The 2,516-nt window shown below is 36.8% G+C and carries 2 protein-coding genes and 1 pseudogene; all 3 read left to right on the top strand.

Going from position 1 to position 2,516, the window contains the following annotated elements:
• A pseudogene (locus ACEW8U_RS05080) lies at positions 1-514 on the top strand (SusC/RagA family TonB-linked outer membrane protein); the annotation flags it as partial.
• Positions 515-544: 30 nt separating this feature from the next.
• On the top strand, positions 545-1,981 hold the full coding sequence (locus ACEW8U_RS05085) for a RagB/SusD family nutrient uptake outer membrane protein (RefSeq protein WP_373520954.1): 1,437 nt from the start codon (positions 545-547) through the stop codon (positions 1,979-1,981).
• Positions 1,982-2,133: 152 nt separating this feature from the next.
• A partial coding sequence (locus ACEW8U_RS05090; protein ID WP_373520955.1) for a glycoside hydrolase family 20 zincin-like fold domain-containing protein occupies positions 2,134-2,516 on the top strand: 383 nt, incomplete at its 3' end.

Here is a 2,516-nt window from a genome sequence, read left to right on the forward strand (position 1 = left end):
TGCAGATTTCTTTTATGGTATGCAAAACAGGTTTAGTTATGGTAACTTTTCCCTAACAGTAAGTTTGACAGGATCCCATGGAAACCAAATATTGGCAGAGGCTTACCGATCAAATGCGAATACTAGAGGTAGGATGAAACAGGTAATAAGAAATTGGAATTATTGGGAGTCTGAGGAAAACCCAGGCGATGGAATGACCCCAAGACCAAATGATGGTCCAAAAGGCGGTAACAGAGAACAATGGAGCCAATTCCATTTAATGGATGGGTCGTATTTAAGGATCAATAACATAAATTTTGGTTACCAATTGCCCAAATCCATAGTGGAAAGATATGGGTTAAATGGTGTGAGATTATATTACACAGCCTTCAATCCTTTTATATTCCCAAGCAAGGACTACAATGGATTTAATCCTGATGTGAATAATAGTGGTACAGCCCTTACACCCGGTGTGGATATAAATAATTATCCGATCCCGAAAAGTCATATTGTGGGCATTAATATTTCATTCTGATAACCATTCTCATATCAAACAAAATAGATCATGAAAACTATTAAGCTAAATATAAAAATATTGTTCCTGTCTTCGGTTTTGGTTGTTTCTACCTTAACCTCATGCAGTGAAGACTTTATTGACTTATTGCCCCCATCTTCAGTGACGGTTGATCTCCTTTATCAAACAGAAGCAGACTTTCAACAGGCTCTTGTAGGAGTTTATACCGGATTGAGAGGACAATATACTGGATTTTGGGAAATTGGTGACCTTAGGGCTGATGATGTTTGGCAAGAAGCCACCAATCAGACTGGAAGAGTTCTGACTGATAATTTTCAAGGACATAATGCAGCAAATGGTCTGTGGTCAAATGGCTACATTATGATCAATCGCGCTAATTTATTGCTTGAAAAAATAGAAGGAGTAGATATTCCAAATAAAGCTGAATATATAGCCGAGACAAAGTTCATCAGGGCTTTAGGTTATTTTAATCTCGTAAGGGTTTTTGGAGCAGTTCCTTTTATTTCTGCCTCTCTAGCACCTGAAGATGCTTACAATACAGGTAGAACTGAAGTGGACAGAATTTACAACGAAATGATTATCCCGGACTTGATTGAAGGTGCTAATGCCCTTCCTGTACAATATTCAGGTCAGAATGTCGGGAGGGCGACTAGGGGAGCAGCCAAAGCTCTTTTGGGAAAAGTTTATTTGACAAGGAAAAATTATCCTGCAGCTGAAATTATTCTCAAGGAAGTGACTTCAATGGGTTATAATCTTTTGAATAATTTTAATGATGTGTTTGACCACAATAATAAGCACCACCAAGAATATATTTTCGACATAGAATATACATCAGCACCTAATGCCGCTGGCAATAATATGACCAGCATTTGCTCAGCCAATTGGCCGGTTGTTAGGGCATTGTATGGTATGGTTGGTACACTTCATGATAGCTGCACTCCTAGAATTTCTTTTAGAAATTTGTTTGAGGTGGGGGATAGTAGAAGAGATATATCCGCAGCCTTAGGAGTGACAACAGGAGATGGAGTATTTAACCCACTTCCAGCAAGGTGGTCAGCCATCACTGGAAAATATCTTTCTGAAGTACCGAGCGGAGACAATGGTAATGCCAATTTTCCAGTCATAAGATATGCAGACGTTCTTTTAATGCTTGCTGAAGCCTTAAACGAAAATAATAAAACAGGTGAAGCACTAAATTATTTGAATTTAGTGAGAGCAAGAGCAGGTGTAAGTACTTATTCAGGAATTTCACAAGCCGAAACCCGCGATTTGATCGAATTGGAAAGAAGGCTTGAATTGAATATGGAAGGCCACCGTTGGTTTGATCTTATAAGGTGGGGTAAAGCGCTCCAGGTTTTAACACCATTTGGAATGGAACCTCATATGATTCTTTGGCCATTACCTGAAAATGAAGTTCTTCTAATTAATGATCCTTCAATCTTACCGCAAAATCCTGGATATGATTGATTAATATGTAAAAATTCCGGCCATATCAAATAAAGATATTTATATCCCAAACAATATGGCCGGTCTTATTTTAAATAAATTTTCAGATTGTTTTTTTTATTACTCTTCACTTTCCAGTTCCCTTAGCTTTACTGGTTTAAACCTATGATATTATGAAAAAATTAATAATTGGACTATTTTCTTTCTTGGTCTTAGGACTAGGTTATGGGTTTTCCCAATCAGTTTATGTTTTATACGATGCAGATTTATCCCAAGCCAAATATGCAAATAAAATCATGCGTGAGGCTTTAATCAGCAAAGGATATAAAATCAGTGAAAACAGGACTCAGTATGATTTTTTGTTGAACCTTGATGTAAATGCGGTGAATTTAGATAAGGAATCTTATAGGATTATACCTGATAGAAAAACCATTACCATTAATGGCGGAGATGCAAATGGCTTACTCTATGGTTGTTTATCATTAAGAGAAAAAATAAATAATGGTATAAAACTGCATGAAATTGTTTATGAGGAAGAAAAACCTGAAATGGAATT

The sequence above is a fragment of the Aquiflexum sp. genome, from assembly GCF_041751335.1.
In the GTDB taxonomy this organism is placed as follows: Bacteria; Bacteroidota; Bacteroidia; order Cytophagales; family Cyclobacteriaceae; genus Aquiflexum.